Annotated in this window: 18 protein-coding genes; 15 read left to right on the top strand and 3 right to left on the bottom strand. The window is 69.2% G+C overall.

The features are described 5' to 3' along the window. Nucleotides 1-49: 49 nt before the first annotated feature. Complete coding sequence (locus AC1DWP_RS16430) at nucleotides 50-1243, bottom strand: PQQ-dependent sugar dehydrogenase (protein ID WP_477615554.1); 1194 nt, start codon at nucleotides 1241-1243, stop codon at nucleotides 50-52. A 106-nt stretch (nucleotides 1244-1349) separates the two neighbouring features. Between AC1DWP_RS16430 and AC1DWP_RS16425 the strand changes: the two genes are divergently transcribed. The 3 genes from AC1DWP_RS16425 to AC1DWP_RS16415 all read left to right on the top strand — a co-directional run bounded on the left by AC1DWP_RS16425 (nucleotide 1350) and on the right by AC1DWP_RS16415 (nucleotide 3751). After that, nucleotides 1350-2267 carry a 2-hydroxyacid dehydrogenase gene (locus AC1DWP_RS16425; RefSeq protein WP_477615553.1) on the top strand — a complete coding sequence of 306 codons (918 nt, stop codon included), beginning with the start codon at nucleotides 1350-1352 and terminating at the stop codon, nucleotides 2265-2267. Nucleotides 2268-2381: 114 nt separating this feature from the next. Beyond that, a complete protein-coding gene (locus AC1DWP_RS16420) occupies nucleotides 2382-3470 on the top strand; it encodes a WD40/YVTN/BNR-like repeat-containing protein (protein WP_477615552.1) in 1089 nt (362 codons plus the stop codon). After that, entirely contained in the window at nucleotides 3467-3751 is a 285-nt protein-coding gene (locus AC1DWP_RS16415; RefSeq protein WP_477615551.1) for a MoaD/ThiS family protein, read from the top strand. Before AC1DWP_RS16420 ends, AC1DWP_RS16415 begins: the two co-directional genes overlap by 4 nt. Nucleotides 3752-3835: 84 nt before the next feature. Here the strand turns inward: AC1DWP_RS16415 and AC1DWP_RS16410 are convergent, their stop codons facing one another. Further along, a complete protein-coding gene (locus tag AC1DWP_RS16410; protein ID WP_477615550.1) occupies nucleotides 3836-4945 on the bottom strand; it encodes a PLP-dependent cysteine synthase family protein in 1110 nt (369 codons plus the stop codon). Between the two features lie 203 nt (nucleotides 4946-5148). Here AC1DWP_RS16410 and AC1DWP_RS16405 point away from each other — a divergent pair, with 203 nt between their 5' ends. From AC1DWP_RS16405 to serA, 6 genes are all read left to right on the top strand, one after another. Next, nucleotides 5149-5673, top strand: a complete 525-nt coding sequence (locus AC1DWP_RS16405; RefSeq protein WP_477615549.1) for a SixA phosphatase family protein — start codon at nucleotides 5149-5151, stop codon at nucleotides 5671-5673. A gap of 125 nt (nucleotides 5674-5798) precedes the next feature. Then, nucleotides 5799-7526 (top strand): dihydroxy-acid dehydratase, encoded by a 1728-nt coding sequence (ilvD, locus tag AC1DWP_RS16400; RefSeq protein ID WP_477615548.1) that lies wholly within the window; start codon nucleotides 5799-5801, stop codon nucleotides 7524-7526. Between the two features lie 264 nt (nucleotides 7527-7790). Next, nucleotides 7791-9689, top strand: coding sequence for an acetolactate synthase large subunit (locus AC1DWP_RS16395; RefSeq protein ID WP_477615547.1), 1899 nt, complete (start codon nucleotides 7791-7793; stop codon nucleotides 9687-9689). Between the two features lie 6 nt (nucleotides 9690-9695). Then, nucleotides 9696-10208: an acetolactate synthase small subunit gene (gene ilvN, locus AC1DWP_RS16390; RefSeq protein ID WP_140741388.1), complete on the top strand. Its 513-nt coding sequence runs from the start codon at nucleotides 9696-9698 to the stop codon at nucleotides 10206-10208. A gap of 116 nt (nucleotides 10209-10324) precedes the next feature. Next, nucleotides 10325-11353 carry a ketol-acid reductoisomerase gene (gene ilvC, locus AC1DWP_RS16385; protein WP_477615546.1) on the top strand — a complete coding sequence of 343 codons (1029 nt, stop codon included), beginning with the start codon at nucleotides 10325-10327 and terminating at the stop codon, nucleotides 11351-11353. A gap of 263 nt (nucleotides 11354-11616) precedes the next feature. Further along, on the top strand, nucleotides 11617-13200 hold the full coding sequence (serA, locus tag AC1DWP_RS16380; protein WP_477615545.1) for a phosphoglycerate dehydrogenase: 1584 nt from the start codon (nucleotides 11617-11619) through the stop codon (nucleotides 13198-13200). Between the two features lie 108 nt (nucleotides 13201-13308). On the opposite strand, the gene AC1DWP_RS16375 is transcribed toward serA, so the two are convergent. Beyond that, nucleotides 13309-13845: a GNAT family N-acetyltransferase gene (locus tag AC1DWP_RS16375; protein ID WP_477615544.1), complete on the bottom strand. Its 537-nt coding sequence runs from the start codon at nucleotides 13843-13845 to the stop codon at nucleotides 13309-13311. A 329-nt stretch (nucleotides 13846-14174) separates the two neighbouring features. Here AC1DWP_RS16375 and AC1DWP_RS16370 point away from each other — a divergent pair, with 329 nt between their 5' ends. The 6 genes from AC1DWP_RS16370 (at nucleotide 14175) to AC1DWP_RS16345 (ending at nucleotide 21755) form a co-directional block, all read left to right on the top strand. Then, on the top strand, nucleotides 14175-14264 hold the full coding sequence (locus AC1DWP_RS16370) for a 3-isopropylmalate dehydrogenase (protein WP_477615543.1): 90 nt from the start codon (nucleotides 14175-14177) through the stop codon (nucleotides 14262-14264). 124 nt (nucleotides 14265-14388) lie between these two features. Next, the gene (locus AC1DWP_RS16365) at nucleotides 14389-15456 is read left to right on the top strand and encodes a 3-isopropylmalate dehydrogenase (RefSeq protein WP_477615542.1); all 1068 of its coding nucleotides are present in this window, start codon (nucleotides 14389-14391) and stop codon (nucleotides 15454-15456) included. Nucleotides 15457-15559: 103 nt separating this feature from the next. Further along, nucleotides 15560-16669 (top strand): branched-chain amino acid aminotransferase, encoded by a 1110-nt coding sequence (locus tag AC1DWP_RS16360; RefSeq protein WP_477615541.1) that lies wholly within the window; start codon nucleotides 15560-15562, stop codon nucleotides 16667-16669. Nucleotides 16670-16771: 102 nt separating this feature from the next. Beyond that, nucleotides 16772-18361 carry an amino acid permease gene (locus tag AC1DWP_RS16355; RefSeq protein WP_477615540.1) on the top strand — a complete coding sequence of 530 codons (1590 nt, stop codon included), beginning with the start codon at nucleotides 16772-16774 and terminating at the stop codon, nucleotides 18359-18361. Next, nucleotides 18358-19290, top strand: coding sequence for a phosphotransferase (locus tag AC1DWP_RS16350; RefSeq protein ID WP_477615539.1), 933 nt, complete (start codon nucleotides 18358-18360; stop codon nucleotides 19288-19290). The genes AC1DWP_RS16355 and AC1DWP_RS16350 overlap by 4 nt, the downstream gene beginning before the upstream one ends. Beyond that, a complete protein-coding gene (locus AC1DWP_RS16345; RefSeq protein ID WP_477615538.1) occupies nucleotides 19287-21755 on the top strand; it encodes a GcvT family protein in 2469 nt (822 codons plus the stop codon). The genes AC1DWP_RS16350 and AC1DWP_RS16345 overlap by 4 nt, the downstream gene beginning before the upstream one ends. Nucleotides 21756-21786: the final 31 nt, after the last annotated feature.

Genomic DNA, 21786 nt, shown 5'->3' with positions numbered 1-21786 from the left:
GATATCCGGACGTCCCACTTCCAAAGACGGGGTGAGGTATGCGCGGGCGCTAGAGGGTTGCCAGGTTGAGCGCGACCAGCTTGTCGTCGCCGGCCCGCGGGCTGCCGCGGAAGGTGTTGCTGGTCAGCACCCACAGCCGTCCGTCCGGACCCGCCACTGCGTCACGGAGCCTGCCGTAGCGGCCGTGAAGCAGTCGCTTGGGGGTGCCGATGCCATTGGCAGTCAACGGAACTCGCCACAGTGACTGACCCCGCAGGGCTGCCATCCAGACCGCGCCGTTCGCCACGGCGATCCCACTCGGAGACGCGTCGGAGGTCGCCCACTGGGCGAGGGGGTCCGTGAACTTCGAGCGACCCGCCCGTCCCTCGACGACCGGCCAGCCGTAGTTGCGACCCGGCACGATCAGGTTGAGCTCGTCCCAGGTGTTCTGTCCGAACTCGCTCGCGAACATCCGTCCGTCGGGGGCCCAGGCGATGCCTTGCACGTTGCGGTGCCCGTACGTCCAGACGGGGGAGTTGCCGAACGGGTTGCCCGGCGCGGGTCTGCCGTCGGTCGTGATGCGCAGGATCTTCCCGCCGAGGGCGCGCTCGTCCTGGGAACGCTCGGAGTGGCCGGCGTCGCCCGTGGTGACGTAGAGGTAGCCGTCCGGGCCGAAGGCAAGTCGCCCGCCGTTGTGGTTGCCTGCCTTGGGTATGCCGCGCAGCACCACGGTCGGCTTCGTCGCCTTCCCGCCGCTGAAGGTCAGCCGGACGACCCGGTTGTCGTCCGCGGCGGTGAAGTAGACGAAGATGCTCTTGTCGCTGGCAAACCGTGGTGACACCGCCACGCCCAGCAGCCCGCCCTCGCCATCGGGTCGCACACCCGGGATCTCGCCGAGCACCGTCGGCGCGCGGCCGCTGCGGAGGTGCAGCAGCTGCGCCTTGTCGCGCAGCGTGACCAGGGCGGAGCCGTCCGGGAGGAACGCGATGGCCCACGGGACGTCGAGGTTGGTCGCGAGGGTGGAGGTCGCGGGGATCGCCCTGGTTGGGGTCGTTGTCGGGGTCGTCGTGGCGCCACTCGTGGTCGAGCCGGTCGGCGTCGAGGTGGCCGTGGTCGAGGAGGTCAGCACGGGCGCGGAGACGGTCGTCCCGTCGCCCGACCCGTCTGTGCCCGAGCACCCGCAGACCAGCAGCACGGCAGCCACCCCGGTGGTGGCAGCCGCCCCTGCGGAGGTGCGCCGGCGACGAAGCGGTGCACGCGGCATACCCCATTGTGCGTGACGGGGGCGCGTTCCACCTGACAGCGGCGGGTACTCGCCCCCGGGCGGACGTGCCGCCACCGCGTGGGGTCTCGGGGCTAGCGTGGGAGACATGACGCTGGTGACCCTGCCGGGGCAGGAATGGGTGAACGTGGTGGGACCGATCACGGGGGTCGAGCTCGCCGTGTGGGAGCTCGACGGCGCTCCGGACCGGGCCGAGGAGATCAGGGTCGTCGTGCCGCCGTACATCGGGGCCGGTGGTCGGCTGGGCGCCCTCTCGCACGTGCCCAACCTCGAGCTCGTGCAGCTCCTGACGGCCGGTTACGACGACGTGCAGGCCGTGCTGCCCGACGGAGTGAGGCTCGCGAACGCCACCGGGGTCCACGACGCCTCGACGGCAGAGCTGGCGGTGGCGCTCACGCTGGCGAGCCTGCGCGACTTCCCGGACTTCTTTGCGGCCCAACGGGAACGCACCTGGCTGCCCTCGACGTTCCACCACGCCCTGGCCGACAAACGGGTGCTGGTGCTGGGCTACGGCGCCATCGGGCGGGCGATCGCTGCCCGGCTCACGCCGTTCGAGGTCCAGGTGACCGCGGTGGCGAGCCGTGCGCGGGCGGGCGACGAGCTCGTGCGGTCCGTCCACGGGGTCGACGAGCTGCCGGACCTGCTGCCGCTGCATGACGTCGTCATCGTGATCGTGCCGTTGAGCGCGCACACAGCGGGCCTGGTCGACGACGACTTCCTGGCTGCCATGCCCGACGGTGCCCTGGTCGTCAACGTCGCGCGGGGCGGTGTCGTCGACACCGACGCGCTGGTGCGGCACGCGGCGGCCGGCCGGATCCGGGCTGCCCTGGACGTCACCGACCCCGAGCCGCTGCCCCCCGACCACCCCTTGTGGACCACGCCGGGAGTGATGATCACTCCGCACGTCGGCGGGGCCTCGACCGCGTTCATGCCACGCGCCGCGCGCCTGCTGCAGGAGCAGCTGGGGGCGTATGCCGCCGGGAGACCGTTGCGCAACCTGGTCTGACCACTCGCGCTGGCACGGAGGATTCCGGCCTGCGCTCCGATGAGTTCTGCGGTGCTTCCGGGTCGATATCGACAACACGTGTCGGACGGCCAGAGGAGTGCCAGTATGGGAAACATGGGTGAGACCGTCGTCGGAATAGGCACACGCAAGGGCTTGTGGCTGGCTCGCAGTGAGGACCGGCAGTCATGGCGGGTCGAGGGTCCGCACTTCCTGATGAGCGAGGTGCTGTCGCTGCTGTTGGACACCCGCACCGACCCCACCAGGCTGCTCGTGGGGTTCCGCTCGTCGCACTGGGGTCCGTCGTTGCAGCACTCCGACGACCTCGGGGCCAGCTGGGTCGAGCACCCCGACGGGTCGATCCGCTTCCCGGAGGACACCGACACCGCGCTCAAGGCCACGTGGCAGCTGGTGGCCGACCCGCACGACTCGTCCGTGGTCTGGGCCGGCACCGAACCCCAGGGGCTGTGGCGCAGCGCAGACCGGGGAGAGACGTTCGAGCTCAACCGGGGGCTGTGGGAACACCCCCACCGCCCCGAGTGGGGCGAGGGCTTCGGTGGCGGAGCCATCCACACCGTCCTGCCGAGCCCGGTCGACGCCGACAGCATGCTCGTCGCGATGAGCACCGGTGGCGTCTACAACACCCGTGACGGCGGGGCGTCGTGGAACCCCGGCAACACTGGCATCCACGCCTACTTCCAGCCGCACGACGAGTGGCCCGAGTTCGGGCAATGCGTCCACAAGGTGGTGCGCGACAGCGGCACCCCGACCCGGCTCTACGCCCAGAACCACAGGGGCGTCTACCGTTCGGACGACGACGGGGTCACCTGGACGTCGATCGAGGCGGGGCTGCCGACGAACTTCGGCATGACCGCCCTGGCGCATCCCCGTCGCGGGGACACCATGTGGCTGGTGCCGATCGCCTCCGACGGTGAGCGCATCCCACCGGGAGCCGAGCTCCAGGTCCAGCGCACCGACGACGCCGGGGCGACCTGGCGCACCCAGCACGACGGACTGCCCTCCCCGTGCTACACGAACGTGCTGCGTGATGCCGCAGGCCTGGACGACCACCCCGAGGAACCGGGCCTGTACCTCGGCACGCGCAACGGCGAGGTCTACGCGTCGGTCGACGGCGGCGACTCGTTCACGCGCGTCGTCGAACAGCTGCCGGACGTGCTCTGCGTGCGGGCGGTCACGCTTCCATGACCGCTCGCGTGGTGCTCCCGGGCCTGTTGCGCGAGCTGGCCGACGGTGCGGCCGAGCTGCCCGTCGAGCTGGGCGCCCAGGCCTCGCTCGCCGATGTGCTCGACCGGGCGTTCGAGCCGTGGCCGATCCTGGCGTCGCGCGTGCGGGACGAGCGCGGCGAGATCCGCCGACACGTCAACATCTTCGTGGACGGTGAGGACGCCAAGCGTGCCGACGGGGTGCAGACCGCGGTCACCCCGAACTCGACGGTCCACGTCATCAACGCCGTGTCCGGCGGCTGATCGCCCCCACTTGTTGCCACCTCGTCGTCACCAACCGCCGATTTCGGCTCCCGGTGACGAGCGCGCGGCAACAAGTCGTGGACCTCAGGCGGTCCAGGCCCCTTCGTCCCACGCCGCTCGCAGCACGGCGAGGTGGGGTTCGAGGTCCCACCCTCGCTCGGCGAGCCAGGCGTCGTTGCGATAGGTGCCGGCATACCTCTCCGAGCCGTCGCAGAGCAGCGAGACGATGCTCCCGCCTTCGCCCCGCTCGGCCATCTCGCACGCGAGGCGCAACGCGCCGAACAGGTTGGTGCCGGTCGATGCGCCGCCGCGCAGCCCCGTGCGTTCGGTAAGGAAACGCATCGCCGCGACGGAGGCGGCGTCGGGCACCAGCATCATCCGGTCCACGACGCTCGGGACGAAGCTCGGCTCGACCCGCGGCCGGCCGATGCCCTCGATGCGCGACCCGCATGCTGCCGTGACGCCGGCGTCGTCGCCGCAGAACGCCGGGAGGAAGGCCGAGTGCTCGGGGTCGACGACACACACCTGGCTGGCCAGGCCCCGATAGCGGACGTACCGCCCGATGGTCGCGCTGGTGCCGCCGGTGCCCGCGCCCACGACGACCCAGTGGGGGACCGGGTGCCGCTCGCGACCCATCTGCTCGAAGATCGACTCCGCGATGTTGTTGTTGCCGCGCCAGTCGGTCGCGCGCTCGGCATAGGTGAACTGGTCGAGGTAGTGGCCGTCACGCTCCTCCGCGAGCTGTCGCGCGACCTCGTAGACCTCGCCAGCGTCGTCCACGAAGTGGCACCGGCCGCCCTCGCGCTCGATGAGGGCGATCTTCTCCGGGCTGGTCGTCCGCACCATGACGGCGATGAAGGGCAGGCCGAGCATCCGGGCGAAGTACGCCTCGCTCACCGCCGTGGAACCGCTCGACGCCTCGATGACCGTGGTCCCGTCGTGCAGCTCACCGTTGCACAGGGCGTAGAGGAACAGGGACCTCGCGAGGCGGTGCTTGAGGCTGCCGGTGGGGTGCGTCGACTCGTCCTTGAGGTAGAGGTCGACGTCGGGCAGCCCCGGGAGCGGCACGTGCACGAGGTGGGTGTCGGCGCTGCGGTTGGCGTCGGACTGGATCCGGCGGATCGCCTCGTCGAGCCAGGGCCGGTCGGTCGGTGCGGTCGCCCTGACGTCGATCAGGGCGGGCGGCTGCTCCATCGGTCGTTCCTCACTGGGCGGAGAGGTATGCCGCGGCCGCGGGTTCACTGCCTCGGGTCCACCTCGTCGTGGTGGGACGAAGGGTAGCGGCCGAGGTGGCTGGCTCGCTCAGCCGTGGCGGCTGATCCGGGGCGGCAGTCGCCGCGCCCTGAGCGCTGCTGTCAAGACTGGTTGTTGAGGTCCAACGGGTCCATGCTCGGGGTATGACCCTCGCCAGTGATGACAAGGTGCTCATCCTCTTCCGCCACGCCAAGGCTGAGCAGGTCATCGGCAAGCCGGACCACGAGCGCGCGCTCACCGGCCGGGGCAGGCGCGATGCCCGGGCGGCCGGCGTCTGGATGCACGAGCATGAGCTCGGTCCCGAGCTGGTGCTGTGCTCGACGGCGATGCGCACCCGACAGACGTGGGCCGCGGCGGTCGAGGGAGGAGCCTGCGGCGAGACCATCGAGTACGCCGACGGCATCTACTCCGGCGGCGCGCAGACCGTGCTCCAGACGGTTCGGGAATCGGCGGGGGAGGCGCAGGTCGTGATGGTGGTTGGGCACAACCCCACGATGGCAGCCCTCGCCAGCGGGCTGTCCGAGGGCGACGGCTCGTCGGCGGCGCACGAGTGCCTGGCCGCCGGGTTCCCGACGTCGTCGCTCGCCGTCCTGCGCTATGCCGGGCCCTGGTCCGGGCTCGACTTCGGAACGGCCGCGCTTGAGCGCTGCCACGTCTCTCGCGGCTGACCGCGCAGGTGGCCCCGCTGGTGTCCGCAGGGCTGGCGGCGCTGGGAACCGCACGGCATACCCGGCGGTTTTCGGCTTGTGAGACCGGCGTCCCACCCTGTGGACCCGAGTTCTAGACTCGGCCCATGACGACCACCGAACCCGCCACGGGGGCAGCCACCAACGGCGTCGACATCAAGCCGCGCAGCCGTGACGTGACCGACGGCATCGAGAAGACCGCCGCGCGCGGCATGCTGCGCGCGGTGGGCATGGGTGACGACGACTGGGTCAAGCCGCAGATCGGCGTGGCCAGCTCGTGGAACGAGATCACGCCCTGCAACCTGTCCCTCGACCGGCTCGCCAAGGCCGTCAAGGACGGCGTGCACGCGGCCGGTGGTTACCCCCTCGAGTTCGGCACCATCTCGGTCAGTGACGGCATCTCGATGGGCCACGAGGGCATGCACTTCTCGCTGGTGAGCCGCGAGATCATCGCCGACTCCGTCGAGACCGTCATGAACGCGGAGCGGCTCGACGGCTCGGTCCTGCTCGCCGGCTGCGACAAGTCGCTGCCGGGAATGCTCATGGCCGCGGCGCGCCTCGACCTGGCCAGCGTCTTCCTGTATGCCGGGTCGATCCTCCCGGGGATCGCCAAGCTCTCGGACGGCTCCGAGAAGACGGTGACGATCATCGACGCCTTCGAGGCCGTCGGGGCGTGCGCCGCGGGGCTGATGTCGCGGGCCGACGTCGACGCGATCGAGCGCGCGATCTGTCCGGGCGAAGGTGCCTGCGGCGGCATGTACACCGCGAACACGATGGCTTCGGTCGCCGAGGCCATCGGGATGTCCCTGCCCGGGTCGGCGGCGCCGCCCGCCACCGACCGCCGCCGCGACGGGTTCGCCCGCAAGTCGGGTGAGGCTGTCGTCGGTCTTCTGCGGCGGGGCATCACGGCACGCGACATCATGACCAAGGAGGCGTTCGAGAACGCCATCGCCGTCGTGATGGCCTTCGGTGGCTCGACCAACGCCGTGCTGCACCTGCTCGCGATCGCCAACGAGGCCGAGGTCGACCTGACTCTTGACGACTTCTCGCGCATCGGGGCCCGGGTGCCGCACCTGGCCGACGTCAAGCCGTTTGGCCAGTACGTCATGACCGACATCGACCGGGTCGGGGGAGTGCCGGTCGTGATGCGCGCGCTGCTCGACGCGGGGCTCCTGCACGGCGACTGCCTGACCGTCACCGGCAAGACGATGGCCGAGAACCTCGCCCACATCGCCCCGCCCGACGTCGACGGCAAGGTCGTCCGGGCGATGAAGGAGCCGATCCACAAGACCGGTGGGATCACGATCCTCAAGGGCTCGCTGGCCCCCGAGGGCGCTGTGGTCAAGTCGGCCGGCTTCGACTCCGACGTCTTCGAGGGCACCGCCAGGGTGTTCGACGGCGAACGCGCTGCGATGGACGCCGTCGCGCAGGGATCCCTCCAGGCGGGCGACGTCGTCGTCATCCGTTACGAAGGACCCAAGGGCGGCCCGGGGATGCGCGAGATGCTGGCCGTGACCGGTGCCATCAAGGGTGCCGGGCTGGGCAAGGACGTGCTGCTCCTGACCGACGGCCGCTTCTCCGGCGGTACCACCGGTCTGTGCGTGGGACACGTGGCGCCGGAGGCGGTCGACGGCGGACCCATCGCGTTCGTCCGGGACGGTGACCGCATCACGCTCGACGTGGCGAACGGCGTGCTCGACGTCCACGTCGACGAGGCAGAGCTGGCTCGTCGCGCAGAGGGCTTCGTGCCGCCGGAGTCCAAGTACCCCCGCGGCGTCCTGGCCAAGTACCGCAAGCTCGTCGGCAGTGCCAGCGGCGGGGCCGTCTGCGGCTGAGGGTCTGTGACTGAGACGACAGGTCCGGATCGTGGGACCCGTTGTCTCGCACGTTGACACCCTTCGGGCCGCGCGGGAGAGTTCTCGTGTGGCACGAATTCTCGTACTTCATTAGCGCGCAGGCTCCTTGAGCCAGCGCGCTGCCCTCCGTCGTCCTCACCCGAGGACTGGAGGGCTTTTTTGTGAGCAGGCACAGCGTGAGCAGGCACAGCGTGAGCAGATCAGCGTGGTCCAGCACCAGCGAGAACCGAAAGCGGTAGAGACGTGAGCGACACGAAACCGGCCCCGAGTCCGGCCCCGAGTCCAGCCAGCGCGCCCAGCCCGCCCAGCCCCTCCAGGCTGGCCGAGCAGGCGAGGGCGAAGGTTCCCGCCCAGGTGACCGGCGCCCAGAGCCTCGTGCTCTCCCTCGAGGCCATGGAGGTCGACACGGTCTTCGGCATTCCCGGCGGGGCGATCCTGCCGGCCTACGACCCGCTGCTCGACTCGGTCAAGGTCCGCCACATCCTGGTCCGCCACGAGCAGGGCGCCGGCCACGCGGCGGAGGGATACGCCAGCGCGACCGGCAAGGTCGGGGTCTGCATGGCGACGTCCGGTCCGGGTGCCACCAACCTCGTGACCGCCATCGCCGACGCCTACATGGACTCGGTGCCGATCGTGGCCATCACCGGCCAGGTCGCCTCCGCCGCCATCGGCACGGATGCCTTCCAGGAGGCCGACATCCGTGGCATCACGATGCCGATCACCAAGCACAACTACCTGGTCACCGACGCCTCGCAGATCCCTCGTGTCATCGCTGAGGCGTTCCACATCGCCTCCACGGGCCGGCCCGGCCCCGTCCTCGTCGACATCTCGAAGGATGCGCTCCAGGCGAAGACCACCTTCGCGTGGCCGCCCAAGTACGACCTGCCCGGCTACCGGCCCGTCGCCCGGCCGCACAACAAGCAGATCCGCGAGGCCGCTCGACTCATCGCCCAGGCCAAGCGGCCCGTGTTCTACGTCGGTGGCGGCGTGATCCGCGGCAATGCCTCCGACGCCCTGCGCGAGTTCGTCGAGCTGACCCAGATCCCCGTCGTGACCACCCTGATGGCGCGGGGCGCCGTCCCCGACAGCCATCCGCTCCACCTCGGCATGCCGGGCATGCACGGCTCGGTCGCCGCGGTCACGGCCCTCCAGAAGTCCGACCTGCTGATCACCCTCGGTGCGCGCTTCGACGACCGGGTGACCGGCCAGCTGTCGACGTTCGCACCAGAGGCCAAGGTCATCCACGCCGACATCGACCCCGCCGAGATCTCCAAGAACCGCAACGCCGACGTCCCGATCGTCGGCGACGTGCTCGAGGTCATCAGTGAGCTGGTCAAGGCGGTGGCTGCCGACCACGAAGCCGGGACGGTCGGCGACTACGACGCCTGGCGCGAGCAGACGGCCGGCTGGAAGTCCACCTTCCCGCTCGGCTACACCTCGCCCGAGGGCGAGGAGGGCGTGCCGCCGCAGTACGTCATCGAGCGCATCGGCGCCCTCAGCGGACCCGAGTCGATCTACGTCGCCGGCGTCGGCCAGCACCAGATGTGGGCGGCCCAGTTCGTCCAGTACGAACGCCCGAACGCCTGGCTCAACTCCGGGGGCCTCGGGACGATGGGGTATGCCGTGCCGGCCGCCATGGGTGCGAAGGTCGCCCAGCCGGACCGTGTGGTGTGGGCCATCGACGGGGACGGGTGCTTCCAGATGACCAACCAGGAGCTGGCGACCTGCGTCATCAACAACATCCCGATCAAGGTCGCGATCATCAACAACAGCAGCCTGGGCATGGTCCGCCAGTGGCAGTCCCTGTTCTACGACAAGCGCTACTCCAACACTGACCTGCACACCTCGGTCGGCCGCCGCATCCCCGACTTCGTCAAGCTGGCTGACGCCTACGGCTGCGTCGGACTCCGGTGCGAGCGTGCGGAAGACGTGGATGCGACCATCAAGAAGGCCATGGAGGTCAACGACGTCCCGGTCATCATCGACTTCGTCGTCCACCGCGACGCGATGGTCTGGCCGATGGTCCCGGCCGGGGTCAGCAACGACGCCATCCAGGTCGCGAAGGACACCGCGCCGCAGTGGGACCGTGAAGAGGACGAGGCCACCGAGCAGCCCGAGGACGCAGACAAGGACGGACGGTAGATGGCGATGAGCAAGCACACCCTGTCGGTCCTCGTCGAGAACAAGCCCGGCGTCCTGGCCAGGATCGCAGCGCTCTTCTCGCGGCGCGGCTTCAACATCGACTCGCTCGCCGTGGGCCCCACCGAGCACCCGGAGATCTCGCGGATGACGGTGGTCGTCGACGTCGACGCCCTGCCGCTGGAGCAGGTCACCAAGCAGCTCAACAAGCTCATCGAGGTCCTCAAGGTCGTCGAGCTCGAGCCCACCGCCTCGGTCCAGCGCGAGATCCTGCTGGTCAAGGTCCGCACCGACGTGCACAGCCGCAGCCACGTGCTCGAGACGGTTCAGCTGTTCCGTGCCAAAGTGGTCGATGTCGCCAGCGACACCCTGACCATCGAGGTCACCGGCAACCGCGACAAGCTCGCCGCCTTCCTCGAGGTCATCGAGCCGTTCGGCGTCAAGGAGCTCGTCCAGTCCGGCATGGTCGCGATCGGACGTGGTACGCGGTCGATCACCGACCGGGCGCTGCGGACGGCCTAGCGCAGGGGAGCAGCGCAGACGGTTCGAAGCCACGCTGCATACCTGAATGTCTTTGCAGTCCAACAGATTTCACTGATCACCCGAAGCAAGCCAGACAACACTAAGGAGTGGCCACCGTGGCCGAGATGTTCTACGACGACGACGCTGACCTGAGCGTGATCCAGGGCAAGAAGGTGGCCGTCATCGGCTACGGCAGCCAGGGCCACGCCCACGCGCTCAACCTTCGCGACTCCGGGGTCGACGTGCGCGTCGGCCTCGCCGAGGGCAGCAAGAGCCGCGCCAAGGCCGAGGCCGAGGGGCTCACCGTGCGATCCGTGGCGGATGCCGTGAAGGAGGCCGACCTCGTCGTCATCCTCACGCCCGACCAGGTGCAGCGCACCGTCTATGCCAACGACATCGCGCCCAACCTCAAGGACGGTGCCGGCCTGCTCTTCGGGCACGGCTTCAACATCCGGTTCGACTACATCAAGCCCGAGGCAGGCTCCGACGTGATCATGGTGGCCCCCAAGGGTCCCGGTCACCTGGTGCGCCGTGAGTACGTCGACGGCCGCGGCGTCCCCGTGCTGCTGGCCGTCGAGCAGGACGCGTCCGGCGACGCCTGGGCGCTGGCCCAGTCCTATGCCAAGGCCATCGGCGGACTGCGTGCCGGCGGCATCAAGACCACCTTCACCGAGGAGTGCGAGACCGACCTGTTCGGTGAGCAGGCCGTCCTCTGCGGGGGTGCATCCCAGCTCGTGCAGTACGGCTTCGAGACGCTTGTTGAAGCCGGCTACCAGCCCGAGGTGGCCTACTTCGAGTGCCTGCACGAGCTCAAGCTGATCGTCGACCTCATGGTCGAGGGCGGCATCGCCAAGCAGCGCTGGTCGGTGTCCGACACGGCCGAGTACGGCGACTACGTCTCCGGTCCCCGGGTCATCGACCCCCGCGTCAAGGAGAACATGCAGGCGGTGCTCGCCGACATCAAGAACGGCGCCTTCGCCAAGCGGTTCATCGACGACCAGGACGCGGGCGGCCCGGAGTTCAAGGCCCTGCGTGAGAAGGGTGCCCAGCACCCGATCGAGGGCACCGGCAAGGAGCTCCGCAAGCTGATGAGCTGGATCAAGGAGACGGACTCCGACTACGTCGAGGGCTCCGCGGCCCGCTGACAGCGCGCCCGCTGACGGTCCCCACCAGGCATGCCGGCCGGCCCCGTTCGCGGGGTCGACCGGCACTGTTGTCCCCAGGTTGTCCCCAACGGTGGACAAACCTTGCACACCAAGCGGGTGCCGGTGATCCGCGTGTCACATGTCGAGCCGGGGCATCCACATGCTGAGCGCGGTCGTATGCTGACCGCGGGCACAGCGCGGTGCCGGACCCCCCATCAGTGACCCATCAGTGGCCGACCACTGACCCACCAAAGGACTGACACGTGAGCAAGCCGATCGTGCTGATCGCCGAGGAACTCTCGCCCGCCACCCTCGACGCCCTAGGGCCCGACTTCGAGGTGCGCCACGTCGACGGCGCCTCCCGCGAGGCCCTCCTCCCGGCTCTCGCCGACGTCGACGCGGTCCTCATCCGTTCCGCCACGAAGATGGACGCCGAGGCCATCGCCGCCGCCAAGAACCTCAAGGTGATCGCGCGAGCGGGCGTCGGCCTCGACAACGTCGACGTGCCGGCCGCCACCCAGGCCGGTGTCATGGTCGTCAACGCCCCGACCTCCAACATCACGTCAGCGGCTGAGCTCGCGGTCGGTCTGCTGCTGTCCACGGCCCGCAACATCGCCCCCGCCAACCAGGCCCTCAAGGAGGGCGCCTGGAAGCGCAGCAAGTACGGCGGCGTCGAGCTGCTCGACAAGAAGGTCGGCGTCGTCGGGTTCGGTCGTATCGGCCAGCTCGTCGCCGAGCGTCTCAAGGGCTTCGGCATGGAGATCCTGGCCTACGACCCCTACGTCTCGGCCCAGCGCGCCGGTCAGCTCGGCGCCCAGCTGGTCACCCTCGACGAGCTGCTCGAGCAGAGCGACTTCATCACCGTGCACCTGCCCAAGAACGCGGAAACCGTGGGCCTGATCGGCAAGGAGGCCCTGACGAAGGTCAAGCCCACCGTGCGCATCATCAACGCAGCCCGCGGGGGCATCGTCGACGAGGAGGCCCTGGCCGAGGCGCTCCGCGAGGGCCGGGTGGCCGGGGCGGGCATCGACGTCTTCGCCACCGAGCCCACGACCCAGAGCCCGCTGTTCGAGCACGAGTCCGTGGTCGTCACGCCGCACCTCGGCGCCTCGACCGACGAGGCCCAGGAGAAGGCAGGCGTCTCCGTCGCGAAGTCCGTGCGGCTCGCTCTCGGCGGCGACCTCGTCCCCGACGCGGTCAACGTGTCCGGTGGTGTGGTGCCCGAGGAGGTGCGGCCCGGCATCGCCCTCGTCGAGAAGCTCGGGCGCATCTTCACCTCGCTCGCTGGCTCGGTGCCGGTGCAGCTGGACGTCGACGTCCAGGGGGAGATCACCCAGCACGACGTGTCGATCTGGAAGCTGGCCGCGCTCAAGGGCCTGTTCACCGACGTGACCGAGGACCCGGTGACCTATGTCAACGCGCCCCTGCTCGCCGAGCAGCGTGGGTGCGAGGTGCGCCTGCTCACGGACCCGACGATGCAGGACTTCCGCAACGTCACGATCCTGCGAGGGACCCTGGCGGACGGTGCGACGATCAGCGTCGCCGGCACGCTCACCGGCCCGCGCCTGATCGAGAAGATCGTGGGCGTCAACGGCTTCGACATCGAGGTGCCGCTCACCGAGCACCTCGCCTTCTTCACCTACGTCGACCGTCCCGGCGTCATCGGCACCGTCGGCCGGCTGCTGGGCGACGCCGACGTCAACATCGCCGGGATGCAGGTGGCCCGCAACGAGAAGGGTGGCCAGGCCCTGGTTGCGCTCACCGTCGACAGCAGCATCCCCGCTGACGTCCTCGCCGCGATCGCCAGCGAGGTCGGTGCCGACGTGAGTGTCGTCGACCTGAGCTGAACCGTCCGCGCCGCACGGCGCGAAAGGACAACCACCAGGTATGCCGGCTGGTCCCCGCTGTGGGGACCAGCCGGCATACCTGTGTCTGGGCATGGTCGGTGTGCAGGCTCAGACCGGCGGTGGGTCGTCGTGGAGCACCAGGTTGAACATGATGTTGTCGCGCCACTCTCCGTCGAGGTACAGGAAGGCCGGGATCCGGCCGCACTCCTCGAAACCACACCGACGCAGCACTCGCTGGGAGACGAGGTTCGAGACGTTCGTGCCTGCCCCGAGTCGGTGCAGGTCCAGGTCCCGTGCTCGCCGGATCAGGAACTCGAGCGCGGCCACGGCAAGGCCCCGGCGCAGGTGGGCGTGGTCGATCCAGTACCCCACGTCCGCCCCGTACATGGCCCCCCTCACGATGTTCTGGAGGGTCGCTGTCCCGACGACCTCGTCACCGTGCCACAACAGCCAGGCGTCGAACAGGCCGAGCTCGACCTGGCGCAGTCGGTCGCGGATGGCCTCGCGCTGGCCCTCCTCGGTGAAGAACGCGTCCGGCCTGACCGGCGCCGGTCGAAGATGTTCGCGGTTGCGGGTGTAGGCGGCCGCGAGGGCGGCGGAGTCGTCGAGCGAGAGTGGGCGCAGGGAGTAGTCGTCGGGCAGCACCTCGTCACCCTAGGCACTGGCATGGTCCGCGACGCGGCAGGGCGTCAGAGGTTGAGGGGAAGCACTGTGGCGGCGCTCACGTCCAGACGTGTCTCACTGCGTGGGAAACGGGTGTCGTTTAGTTGGACGTCCACGTAACCTCGAAGACATGACGCGGCAGGTCGTAATTCTTATCCGCCGCGGCGAGTTCCGGTAGTCAGCCCACTCGCCGCGGAGATCCCGCGTGCGTGGCTGACAGTGGCGCCCCGTTAACCGGAGAGCGCCCAGCGAGACACCGAGAACCCAGACAAACCCGAACCCTGTTGGGACACAGGGGCATCCGCAAAGGAATGAGTGACATGAGCGAAGAGGCCGAGAAGGCACGTCAGGCACTGCAAGAGTCGATGGACCTGCGCGAGCAGGGTCACTCCGACGACTGACGTCGCAGGCATGATCCACCGCACCATCTGGGTGCGACGACGAACGGCTTCGGGCACCCGCCCGGGGCCGTTCGTCAGGTGAGACACCAGTATCAGATCGCAAGACCGTCTTTAGGCTGGAGACATGGCTCCCGACAGCACTGGCAACGACACCGTCAACCTCGCCGTCATCGGCGGCGACGGGATCGGTCCGGAGGTCGTGGCGGAGGGCATCAAGGCCCTCGAAACGGTCACTGCCGGCACGGGGGCCAAGTTCCACACCACCGAGTACGACCTGGGCGCCCGTCGGTGGCACGCCACGGGCGAGACCCTGCCCGACTCGGTGCTCGAGGAGCTCCGCGGCCACGACGCGATCCTCCTCGGGGCGATCGGCGACCCGACCGTCCCCAGCGGCGTGCTCGAGCGCGGTGTGCTCCTGCCGCTGCGCTTCGCCCTCGAGCAGTACGTCAACCTTCGTCCCGCCAGGCTCTACCCCGGCGTCCTGAGCCCGCTGGCCGTGGAACGCGTGGCGCCCGGCGGCATCGACTTCGTGGTGGTCCGTGAGGGCACCGAGGGCCCCTACGTGGGCAACGGTGGTTCGTTGCGCGCGGGCACCCCGCACGAGATCGCGACCGAGGTCAGCGTCAACACCCGATTCGGCGTCGAGCGGGTCGTCCGCGACGCGTTCGCCCGCGCGCAGGCCCGCCCCCGCAGGCACCTCACGCTCGTGCACAAGCACAACGTGCTGACCCACGCCGGTCACCTGTGGCGGCGCACCGTCGACGAGGTGGGCGCCGAGTTCCCCGAGGTCACGACGGCCTACCAGCACGTCGACGCGGCCACGATCTTCCTGGCCACCGACCCCGGTCGGTTCGACGTGATCGTCACCGACAACCTGTTCGGCGACATCATCACCGACATCGCGGCCGCCATCGTCGGCGGGATCGGCCTCGCCGCCAGCGCCAACATCAACCCCGACCGCACGGCACCGAGCATGTTCGAGCCCGTCCACGGGTCCGCACCCGACATCGCAGGTCAGGGCAAGGCCGACCCGACCGCCACCATCCTGTCCGTCGGCATGCTGCTCGAGCACCTGGGGCGCACCGACGAAGCCGCCAGGGTCGAACGCGCGGTCGCCGCCGACCTCGCGACGCGGGGGAGCGCCGTTCGCAGCACGACCCAGGTCGGCGACGCCATCGCGTCCCTCCTGTAGGTCACCGGCTGCATCCGACGTCTCCTGCCCGGGTGGTGTGCCGGACAGGTAATCTCGGCAGGAGCAGCCCCGCCCTGACGGGGGCGACACCCAGGAGGACTTCATGAGCCAGACCACCGCCCCGCTGACCTTCGAGGTCACGCGTCGCACCGACCCGCGGCCGGACGCGGAGCGCGAGGCAGTACTGGCCAACCCGGGGTTCGGCACCACGTTCACCGACCACATGGTCACCGCCGTGTGGCGCAAGGGCGAGGGGTGGAGCGAGGGCAAGGTCACGGCCTACGGACCCATCACCCTGATGCCGTCGGCGGCGGTGCTGCACTATGCCCAGGAGATCTTCGAGGGCATGAAGGCCTACCGGCACGCGGACGGGTCGATCTGGACCTTCCGCCCGGAGGCGAACGCCCAGCGGATGCGGCGCAGTGCCCGTCGGATGACGCTGCCCGAGCTGCCCGAGGAGGACTTCCTCGCCTCGCTGCGGGCACTGGTCGAGGTCGACCAGGCCTGGGTGCCCTCCGGTACCAGTGGTGAGTCGAGCCTCTACCTGCGGCCCTTCATGTACGCCTCGGAGGCCTTCCTCGGGGTGCGACCCGCGACCGAGGTGACCTACTCGGTCATCGCCTCCCCGGCCGGCGCCTACTTCAGCGGCGGCATCAAGCCGGTCACCCTGTGGCTCTCGACCGACTACGCGCGCGCCGGCGAGGGCGGCACCGGCGCGGCGAAGTGTGGCGGCAACTACGCCTCGAGCCTCGCGGGCCAGCTCGAAGGAATCGAGAACGGTTGCGACCAGGCGGTGTTCCTCGATGCGTCGACGCACACCTTCGTCGAGGAGCTCGGCGGCATGAACCTGTTCTTCGTGACCAAGGACAACAAGCTCATCACGCCAGAGCTCACCGGCTCGATCCTCGAGGGTGTCACGCGTTCCTCCGTGCTCGCGCTCGCCAAGGAGATGGGGCTGGAGCCCGAGGAGCGACGCATCCCGATCCAGGAGTGGAAGGACGGAGCGGCCAGCGGGGAGATCGTCGAGATCTTCGCCTGCGGCACCGCGGCCGTCATCACGCCTGTGGGCGAGCTGCGCTGGGCAGGCGGCTCCTGCGACCACCGGGGCGGCGTCGACTACGGCGAGGTGACCCGCACGATCCGTGAGCGGCTCCTCGACATCCAGTACGGCCGCACCGAGGACACCCACGGCTGGTTGACGCGCCTCGTCTGACCCGTCGGGTGACTAGTCAATGGTTTGTGATTGGACCATTGACAGGGTGAGTCTCGTGGGTGAAATATCGGCTCCACTTCGCACCGAAGACTAGGAGCCCGTATGGCCAGCGTCAGCAAACTCTCGGACGACGAACGCCGGTTGGCGGAACTCGGCTACAAGCAGGAGCTCAACCGGTCGTGGTCGGGCTTCTCCAACTTTGCGATCTCGTTCTCCATCATCTCGATCCTCGCGGGCTGCTTCACGACGTTCGGCCAGGGCTTCAACAACGGTGGCCCGATTGCGATCTCGTGGGGCTGGCCCATCGTGTCGCTGTTCATCCTCATCATCGGTTTCACCATGTCCGAGCTCGTGTCGGCCTACCCGACCTCCGGCGGCATCTACTGGTGGGCCAGCAAGATGGGCGGCGCGCGGGCCGGCTTCTTCACGGGCTGGCTCAACCTGATCGGTCTCGTGGCCGTCACGGCCTCGGTGGCCTACGGGTGTGCGACCTTCATCGACCTGACCCTCAGCACGTTCTCCGAGAGCTACGCCGGCAGCTACTCGTTGACGAGGGTGTTCTGGACCTTCCTCATCGTCCTGGTGCTCGCCTCCGTGCTCAACATCTTCAGCGGCCACCTGATGGCACTGATGAACAACGTCTCGGTCTGGTGGCACGTCGTCGGTGCGGCAATCGTCATCCTGATCCTCATCCTCGTGCCTGACCACCACCAGAGCTTCTCCTACGTCTTCACCGAGCGGTTCAACAACTCGGGCTACAGCGGAGGCTCGAACAGCTCGGTGAAGTACTGGTTCCTCGTGGTGCCCTTCGGGCTGCTGCTCACGCAGTACACGATCACCGGGTTCGACGCCTCGGCCCACCTCTCGGAGGAGACCTCTGCCGCCTCACAGGCAGCCGCCAAGGGGATCTGGCAGTCCATCTTCTACTCGGCCATCGGTGGCTGGATCCTGTTGCTGTGCTTCCTGTTCGCCGTGCCCGACAAGGACGGTGCGCCGGACAACGCCGGCGTCGGCGGCGGGGGCGTGGCCTACATCTTCACGAACGCGATGAGCTCCAAGTGGGCCACCGCGATCCTGCTCATCTCCGCGATCGGCCAGTTCTTCTGCACGACGTCCTGCATGACCAGTGCCTCGCGCATGACGTTCGCGTTCAGCCGCGACGGTGCGATCCCGGGCTCGCGGCTGTGGTCCTCGCTCTCTGCCAACAAGGTCCCGGCCAACGCGGTCATGCTGGTTGCCGTGGTGGCCGCGCTGATCACCCTGCCGGCTCTCAAGGAGGTCAACATCGGCACTGCCGACAAGCCCCTCATCGTGCCGGTGGCCTTCTACGCCGTCGTCTCGGTGGCGGTGATCGGCCTCTACCTCGCGTTCCTCATCCCCATCTGGCTGAGGTGGCGGATGGGTGACTCCTTCCAGCCAGGCAGCTGGAACAACGGTGCGAAGTACAAGTGGATGAACCTCATCGCGGTCATCGAGATCGCGATCATCTCGGTGTACTTCATCATGCCGTTCGTCCCCGCCGGGGTGCCGTTCACGGACGACTTCGACTGGAAGTTCGTCAACTACGCACCGATCCTGACGATCGGGTCGCTGATCGTGCTCGCCGTGTGGTGGCAGGTCTCGGCCCGCAAGTGGTTCAAGGGCCCGAAGCACACCATCGACCAGGCGGTCGTCGAGGCCTTCGGCGAGTGAGCCACGGGGTCACCCTCGACCAGGCGCTCGCCCAGCTCCCTGCCCTTGCGGGCGATCGGGAGGTGAGTGAGCTGGCCGGTGGGCTGACCAACCACAACTACCGGGTCCGGACGGCGACGCAGGACGTCGTCGTCCGGATCTCGCCGCCCACGACGGACCTGCTGGCCGTCAACCGCGAACACGAGTGGCTCAACAGCCGTGCCGCGGCGCTGGCCGGAGTCGGCGCTCCCGTCGTCGACTACCTCCCGGGACAGGGGGTGCTCGTCGTCGGCTTCCTCCCGGGGCGGACGTATGCCGCGAGCGACGTCGCGTCCAACCTGCGGCGGATCGCCGCTGCGCTCCGCCTGCTCCACGCCGGGCCCCCCTTCGCCTCCGACTTCGACATCTTCGACATCCAGCGTCGCTACTGGGGCATCGTCACCCAGCGAGGGCTGCGCGTCCCCGACGGGTATGTCGAGCTGCGCGACGTGGCTGCGCGGGTCGAGGCCGCGCTGCGCCGGTTCCCCGAACCCCGGGTGCCGTGCCACAACGACCTGCTGGCGGCCAACTTCCTGGACGACGGCGGCAGCATCCGCATCGTCGACTACGAGTACTCCGGCACCAACGAGGCGTCGTTCGAGCTGGGAAACCTGGTCAACGAGTCGCAGCTCGACCATGAGCACCTCGTGGAGCTGGTCGACTCCTACTACGGGTCGGTGGACGAGCGGCTGTTGGCACGAGCGGAGCTGTGGGGCCTCGCCGGCCGCTACGCGTGGACCCTCTGGGGAGCGATCCAGCACGGCGTGTCCGACGTGGAACACGACTTCTGGGACTTCGCCCTCGAGCGCCACGACCTCGCGGCGGCGCTCTTCACGAGCGCGCGGCTTGACGAGCTCATCGATGCGGCCACCACTGCGGTGTCCGGCGACGTGACGGGCGACCCGGCGTGAACGAGCAGCTGCCGGAGCGGGCCCGGGTCGTCATCATCGGTGGCGGCGTGATCGGGTGCAGTGTCGCCTACCACCTGGCCCATCTCGGCTGGACCGATGTGCTGCTCCTCGAACAGGGTTCGCTCTCGTGCGGCACGACGTGGCACGCTGCGGGGCTGGTCGGCCAGCTGCGGGCCACTGAGGCGAGCACGCGACTCGTGCAGTACTCGACGGACCTGTACTCGCGCCTCGAGGCGGAGACGGGTCTCGGCACGGGATACCGCGTCTGCGGCGGGCTCACCGTGGCCCGCACCGAGGAGCGCATGGTGGCGCTGCGGCGCACGGCTGCCAGCGCCGCGGCATACGACCTGGACTGTGAGCTGCTCACCGCGGGGCAGGCGCACGAGCGCTACCCACTCATGCGCGCCGAGGACCTGGTCGGTGCGATCTGGCTCCCGGGTGACGGGAGAGCGGACCCGACGGACCTCACCCAGGCCCTGGCGAAGGGCGCGCGGATGCGTGGGGTGCACATCGCTGAACGGGTGCGCGTCACGGACGTGCTGACGAAGGGCGGCCGGGCCACGGGCTTGCGGACCGACGAGGGAGACGTCGAGGCGGAGGTCGTCGTCAACTGTGCCGGCCAGTGGGCCAAGGCCGTGGGGGAGCTGGTCGGGGTCACCGTGCCGCTGCACTCCGCCGAGCACTTCTACGTCGTGACCGAGCAGATCGAGGGGGTGCACCGTGACCTGCCGATCCTGCGCGACCCGGACGGCTACACCTACGTCAAGGAGGAGGTCGGGGGTCTCCTCGTGGGCGGGTTCGAGCCGGTGGCCAAGCCGTGGGTCCCCCCGGACCAGATCCCTTACCCGTTCGAGTTCTCCCTGTTGGACGAGGACTGGGAGCACTTCGAGGTCCTCATGGACAGCGCCGTCCACCGGCTGCCTGTGCTCGCGGAAACGGGGATCCGCAAGTTCTACAACGGGCCGGAGAGCTTCACCCCCGACAACCAGTTCATCATCGGCGAGGCGCCCGAGCTGGCCGGCTTCTTCGTCGCGGCGGGCTTCAACTCAGTGGGGATCGCGTCGGCGGGCGGAGCCGGTCGGGCGCTCGCGGAGTGGATCGTCGAAGGCGAGCCGACCACCGACCTGATCAGCGCCGACATCCGCAGGTTCTCCCCGTTGGCGGGCAACAACGACTGGCTGCGCCGCCGCGTGGGCGAGGTGTTGGGGCTCCACTATGCAGTGCCGTGGCCCAACCGTGAGCTCGAGACAGGGCGACCGCTGCGCCGTTCACCCGTCCATGACCTGGTCGTCGCCCAGGGTGCCTGCCTGGGGAGTCGGAACAACTGGGAGCGGCCGAATGTCTTTGCGCCCCATGGTCTCCCGCCTGTCATCGACTACTCCTGGGAACGTCCCACGTGGGTCGACTGGTCGGTCGCCGAGCAGCTGGCGACGCGGGAGGCGGTAGCTGTCTTCGACCAGACCTCCTTCTCGAAGTACCTCGTGGTCGGGGAGGGCGCCGAGCGCGCCCTCCAGTGGGTCTGCACCGCCGACGTGGGTGTGCCCGTTGGTCGCTCGGTCTACACGGGGATGCTCAACTCGCGTGGCACCTACGAGTCCGACGTGACGGTCACGAGGACTGCCGCCGACGAGTTCTTCGTGGTGAGCAGCGCCGCGACGACGGTCCGAGACATCGACTGGATGCGCCGTCACTTCCCGCCCGACGCGTCGGCGCACGTCGTCGACCTCACGAGTGCGTATGCCGTGCTCGGCGTCATGGGACCACGGTCCCGTGAGCTGCTGCAACGGTTGTCGCCCGATGCGTTCGACGACGCGTCGTTCCCCTTTGCGACCAGCAGGGAGGTCAGGGTCGGGCAGGCGACGGTGCGGGCGACTCGCATCACGTATGTCGGTGAGTTGGGCTGGGAGCTGTACGTCCCCACGGATCTCGCCGCCGGCGTCTACGAGGACCTGTTCGACGCGGGCAGCGACCTGGGTGTCGTGCCGGCCGGCTACTCCACGATCGAGTCGATGCGCCTGGAGAAGGGCTATCGCGCCTTTGGCCGCGAGCTGACGACGGAGACCGGGCCGGTCGTCGCCGGTCTCACCTTCGCGTGCAAGCTCCGGACCGACATCGACTTTCTGGGGCGAGCGGCCGTCGAGCAGTCGCGGCTGGTGCCTCCGGCCCGGCGGATCGTCTCGTTCGTGGTCGACGACCCCGCCGCCTACCCATGGGGTGGCGAGCTCGTGCTGCGCGACGGCGAACCGGTCGGCCAGGTCACCAGCGCCGCCTGGGGCGCCAGCCTGGGGAGCGGGGTCGGACTGGCCCTTGTGGGCGACCGGGCCACGGGCAGCGCCACCGCTGACTGGCTGCGCAGCGGCAGCTACGAGATCGACCTCGCGGGGAAGCGCTACGCCGTGGCGGTGGGCCTGCGTCCGCCGTTCGACCCCGACGGGCTGAGGCTCGCGCGCGAGACGGCGACGTGACGAAATGGTTCTTTCGCAGACCATTGACGCG

This window comes from Pedococcus sp. P2_F6 (assembly GCF_056403675.1).
This window is presented reverse-complemented; position numbering and strand designations above follow the sequence as displayed.

What these genes read in the sequence shown, in the direction of transcription:
- ilvD (WP_477615548.1), top strand. Translation starts at nt 5,799, where the DNA reads ATGACGACCACCGAACCCGCCACGGGGGCAGCCACCAACGGCGTCGAC.
- AC1DWP_RS16410 (WP_477615550.1), bottom strand. Translation starts at nt 4,945, where the DNA reads ATGGAGCAGCCGCCCGCCCTGATCGACGTCAGGGCGACCGCACCGACC.
- AC1DWP_RS16360 (WP_477615541.1), top strand. Translation starts at nt 15,560, where the DNA reads ATGAGCCAGACCACCGCCCCGCTGACCTTCGAGGTCACGCGTCGCACC.
- AC1DWP_RS16365 (WP_477615542.1), top strand. Translation starts at nt 14,389, where the DNA reads ATGGCTCCCGACAGCACTGGCAACGACACCGTCAACCTCGCCGTCATC.
- AC1DWP_RS16405 (WP_477615549.1), top strand. Translation starts at nt 5,149, where the DNA reads ATGACCCTCGCCAGTGATGACAAGGTGCTCATCCTCTTCCGCCACGCC.
- AC1DWP_RS16430 (WP_477615554.1), bottom strand. Translation starts at nt 1,243, where the DNA reads ATGCCGCGTGCACCGCTTCGTCGCCGGCGCACCTCCGCAGGGGCGGCT.
- ilvN (WP_140741388.1), top strand. Translation starts at nt 9,696, where the DNA reads ATGAGCAAGCACACCCTGTCGGTCCTCGTCGAGAACAAGCCCGGCGTC.
- AC1DWP_RS16370 (WP_477615543.1), top strand. Translation starts at nt 14,175, where the DNA reads ATGAGTGACATGAGCGAAGAGGCCGAGAAGGCACGTCAGGCACTGCAA.
- AC1DWP_RS16355 (WP_477615540.1), top strand. Translation starts at nt 16,772, where the DNA reads ATGGCCAGCGTCAGCAAACTCTCGGACGACGAACGCCGGTTGGCGGAA.
- AC1DWP_RS16420 (WP_477615552.1), top strand. Translation starts at nt 2,382, where the DNA reads ATGGGTGAGACCGTCGTCGGAATAGGCACACGCAAGGGCTTGTGGCTG.
- AC1DWP_RS16425 (WP_477615553.1), top strand. Translation starts at nt 1,350, where the DNA reads ATGACGCTGGTGACCCTGCCGGGGCAGGAATGGGTGAACGTGGTGGGA.
- AC1DWP_RS16415 (WP_477615551.1), top strand. Translation starts at nt 3,467, where the DNA reads ATGACCGCTCGCGTGGTGCTCCCGGGCCTGTTGCGCGAGCTGGCCGAC.